The 4,987-nt window shown below is 56.3% G+C and carries 2 rRNA genes; both read right to left on the minus strand.

Going from position 1 to position 4,987, the window contains the following annotated elements:
• Nucleotides 1–3,028 (minus strand): 23S ribosomal RNA (locus ACIHAO_RS42885); the annotation flags it as partial.
• A 327-nt stretch (nucleotides 3,029–3,355) separates the two neighbouring features.
• Nucleotides 3,356–4,870: ribosomal RNA gene (locus ACIHAO_RS42890) — 16S ribosomal RNA — on the minus strand.
• Nucleotides 4,871–4,987 lie beyond the last annotated feature (117 nt).

A 4,987-nucleotide genomic window follows, 5' to 3' on the forward strand; every position in this document is an offset into this window, starting at 1 on the left:
GGGGTGGGATACCTCATCTTGGAACAGGCTTCCCGCTTAGATGCCTTCAGCGGTTATCCCTTCCGAACGTGGCCAACCAGCCATGCCACTGGCGTGACAACTGGCATACCAGAGGTTCGTCCGTCCCGGTCCTCTCGTACTAGGGACAGCCTTCCTCAAGTATCCTACGCGCGCGGCGGATAGGGACCGAACTGTCTCACGACGTTCTAAACCCAGCTCGCGTGCCGCTTTAATGGGCGAACAGCCCAACCCTTGGGACCTACTCCGGCCCCAGGATGCGACGAGCCGACATCGAGGTGCCAAACCATGCCGTCGATATGGACTCTTGGGCAAGATCAGCCTGTTATCCCCGGGGTACCTTTTATCCGTTGAGCGACACCCCTTCCACCAGGTGGTGCCGGATCACTAGTCCCGACTTTCGTCCCTGCTCGACATGTCTGTCTCACAGTCAAGCTCCCTTGTGCACTTGCACTCAACACCTGATTGCCAACCAGGCTGAGGGAACCTTTGGGCGCCTCCGTTACTCTTTAGGAGGCAACCGCCCCAGTTAAACTACCCATCAGGCACTGTCCCTGAACCAGATCATGGTCCGAGGTTCAGATTCCCAATCCGACCAGAGTGGTATTTCAACAACGACTCCACCAACACTAGCGTGCCGGCTTCACAGTCTCCCACCTATCCTACACAAGCCGAACCGAAAACCAATACCAAACTATAGTAAAGGTCCCGGGGTCTTTCCGTCCTGCCGCGCGTAACGAGCATCTTTACTCGTAGTGCAATTTCGCCGGGCCTGTGGTTGAGACAGCCGGAAAGTCGTTACGCCATTCGTGCAGGTCGGAACTTACCCGACAAGGAATTTCGCTACCTTAGGATGGTTATAGTTACCACCGCCGTTTACTGGCGCTTAAATTCTCAGCTTCACCCCGAAGGGTTAACCGGTCCTCTTAACGTTCCAGCACCGGGCAGGCGTCAGTCCATATACATCGTCTTGCGACTTCGCATGGACCTGTGTTTTTAGTAAACAGTCGCTTTCCGCTGGTCTCTGCGGCCACCATTCCCTAGCCTGCAAGAGGCTTCAGGAACACTGGCCCCCCTTCTCCCGAAGTTACGGGGGCATTTTGCCGAGTTCCTTAACCACAGTTCACCCGATCGCCTTAGTATTCTCTACCTGACCACCTGTGTTGGTTTGGGGTACGGGCCGTGCACGCACTCGCTAGAGGCTTTTCTCGGCAGCATAGGATCACTCTACTTCACCTCAATCGGCTACGCATCACGTCTCAGCCTCGTGAAACACGGATTTACCTATGTTTCGGCCTACACGCTTACACCAGTACTACCACTCACTGGCGGAGCTACCTTCCTGCGTCACCCCATCACTCGACTACTACGGAATCAGATCCCACGCTCCACACTCGCGTATCCACCCGAAGGCTTCAACACGAGGCTTTGGGTGGTTAGTATCAACCGCCTCATCCTGGGCGCACGTGCTCGGGTACGGGAATATCAACCCGTTATCCATCGACTACGCCTGTCGGCCTCGCCTTAGGTCCCGACTTACCCTGGGCGGATTAGCCTGGCCCAGGAACCCTTGGTCATCCGGCGGCAGAGTTTCTCACTCTGCATTCGCTACTCATGCCTGCATTCTCACTCCCACACCCTCCACGACTGGCTTCCGCCGCCGCTTCCCTGGATGCAGGACGCTCCCCTACCCATCAACACGACTAGACGTTCCCGCAAGGAGAACGCCGATCTATATGTGTCAATGACACAGCTTCGGCGGTGTGCTTAAGCCCCGCTACATTGTCGGCGCAGGACCACTTGACCAGTGAGCTATTACGCACTCTTTCAAGGGTGGCTGCTTCTAAGCCAACCTCCTGGTTGTCTGGGCAATCCCACATCCTTTCCCACTGAGCACACACTTGGGGGCCTTAGCTGGTGTTCTGGGCTGTTTCCCTCTCGACGACGAAGCTTATCCCCCGCCGTCTCACTGCCACACTCTCACACCACGGTATTCGGAGTTTGGTTGATTTCGGTAACCCGGTAAGGCCCCTAGACCATCCAGTAGCTCTACCCCCGTGGTGAAACATGTGACGCTGCACCTAAATGCATTTCGGGGAGAACCAGCTATCACGGAGTTTGATTGGCCTTTCACCCCTACCCACAGCTCATCCCCTCAGTTTTCAACCTAAGTGGGTTCGGCCCTCCACGTCGTCTTACCGACGCTTCAGCCTGGCCATGGGTAGATCACTCCGCTTCGGGTCTAGACCACGCGACTCAGACGCCCTATTCAGACTCGCTTTCGCTACGGCTACCCCACACGGGTTAACCTCGCCACGCAGCACTAACTCGCAGGCTCATTCTTCAAAAGGCACGCCATCACCTCAACATCACAAGGATGTGCTCGGGCTCTGACGGCTTGTAGGCACACGGTTTCAGGTACTCTTTCACTCCCCTCCCGGGGTACTTTTCATCTTTCCCTCACGGTACTAGTCCGCTATCGGTCTTCAGGAAGTATTTAGGCTTACCGGGTGGTCCCGGCAGATTCACAGCAAATTCCACGAGCTCGCTGCTACTCGGGAACACCAAACAAACGATCCACAACATGTTTTCGCGTACGGGACTCTCACCCACTCCGGTCGCCCATCCCAAGGCGTTCCACTAACACACGCGATCGTTCCGAGGACTGTCAGATCCTCGACGCTGGGTCCCACAACACCACACACACAACGCCTGACAGCTTGACATGTGCATGGTTTAGCCTCTTCCGCTTTCGCTCGCCACTACTCACGGAATCACGGTTGTTTTCTCTTCCTACGGGTACTGAGATGTTTCACTTCCCCGCGTTCCCTCCACACACCCTATATATTCAGATGCGGGTAACACCACATAACTGGTGCTGGGTTTCCCCATTCGGAAATCCTCGGATCACAGCTCGGTTGACAGCTCCCCGAGGCATATCGCAGCCTCCCACGTCCTTCATCGGCTCCTGAAGCCAAGACATCCACCATGTGCCCTTAACAACTTGACCACAAAGATGCTCGCATCCACTCTACAGTTCTCAAACACCACACCAGAAACAAACTCCCGGAGCTCGTGTAAGCCCCTTGGCGTGTTGCCTCAGGACCCAACAGCGTGCTCGTGAACACCATCCCCGATCATCCCGGGATCACCCTTTCCACGCCCCCTCAAGAGGAAGCAGTACTCAGACGCCCCGGCAACAGCCGGCGATCGCATAAACCAGTAGTTCCACAATTCCTTGAGCAACCAGTGCCAACACACGTTCGGTGTTGAAACCCTGGCCACTCCACCACCGTTGGTCCGGGTATCCCGGCGGGGTGGATGTGTTGCTCCTTAGAAAGGAGGTGATCCAGCCGCACCTTCCGGTACGGCTACCTTGTTACGACTTCGTCCCAATCGCCAGTCCCACCTTCGACCACTCCCCCCCTTGCGGGTTGGGCCATGGGCTTCGGGTGTTACCGACTTTCATGACGTGACGGGCGGTGTGTACAAGGCCCGGGAACGTATTCACCGCAGCGTTGCTGATCTGCGATTACTAGCGACTCCGACTTCACGCAGTCGAGTTGCAGACTGCGATCCGAACTGAGACCGGCTTTAAGGGATTCGCTCCACCTCGCGGTATCGCAGCCCTCTGTACCAGCCATTGTAGCATGTGTGAAGCCCTGGACATAAGGGGCATGATGACTTGACGTCATCCCCACCTTCCTCCGAGTTGACCCCGGCAGTCTCCCACGAGTCCCCGCCATAACGCGCTGGCAACGTAGGATAAGGGTTGCGCTCGTTGCGGGACTTAACCCAACATCTCACGACACGAGCTGACGACAGCCATGCACCACCTGTACACCAACCACAAGGGAAGCCCTATCTCTAGGGATGTCTGGCGCATGTCAAGCCCAGGTAAGGTTCTTCGCGTTGCATCGAATTAATCCACATGCTCCGCCGCTTGTGCGGGCCCCCGTCAATTCCTTTGAGTTTTAGCCTTGCGGCCGTACTCCCCAGGCGGGGCGCTTAATGCGTTAGCTACGGCACGGACAACGTGGATGTCGCCCACACCTAGCGCCCAACGTTTACAGCGTGGACTACCAGGGTATCTAATCCTGTTCGCTCCCCACGCTTTCGCTCCTCAGCGTCAGTATCGGCCCAGAGACCCGCCTTCGCCACCGGTGTTCCTCCTGATATCTGCGCATTTCACCGCTACACCAGGAATTCCAGTCTCCCCTACCGAACTCAAGTCTGCCCGTATCGCCCGCACGCTCCACGTTAAGCGTGGAGTTTTCACGAACGACGCGACAAACCGCCTACGAGCTCTTTACGCCCAATAATTCCGGACAACGCTTGCACCCTACGTATTACCGCGGCTGCTGGCACGTAGTTAGCCGGTGCTTCTTATCCAGGTACCGTCACTTGCGCTTCGTCCCTGGCGAAAGAGGTTTACAACCCGAAGGCCGTCATCCCTCACGCGGCGTCGCTGCATCAGGCTTTCGCCCATTGTGCAATATTCCCCACTGCTGCCTCCCGTAGGAGTCTGGGCCGTGTCTCAGTCCCAGTGTGGCCGGTCACCCTCTCAGGCCGGCTACCCGTCGTCGCCTTGGTAGGCCATTACCCCACCAACAAGCTGATAGGCCGCGGGCTCATCCTGTACCGCCAGAACTTTCAACCAACCCCCATGCGAGGACTGGTGATATCCGGTATTAGACCCAGTTTCCCAGGCTTATCCCAAAGTACAGGGCAGATTGCCCACGTGTTACTCACCCGTTCGCCACTAATCCACCCGAAGGCTTCATCGTTCGACTTGCATGTGTTAAGCACGCCGCCAGCGTTCGTCCTGAGCCAGGATCAAACTCTCCAACAATGTCTTCGAATTCAATCGAGGCAAAATAATGCTCTCAAAGGAACCTCAAACGAGGTTCAAATACATAAGCTCTACTGGCTTAGTTCACTAGCACACTGTTGAGTTCTCAAGCAACAC

The sequence above is a fragment of the Amycolatopsis sp. NPDC052450 genome (genome assembly GCF_044547565.1).
In the GTDB taxonomy this organism is placed as follows: Bacteria; Actinomycetota; Actinomycetes; order Mycobacteriales; family Pseudonocardiaceae; genus Amycolatopsis.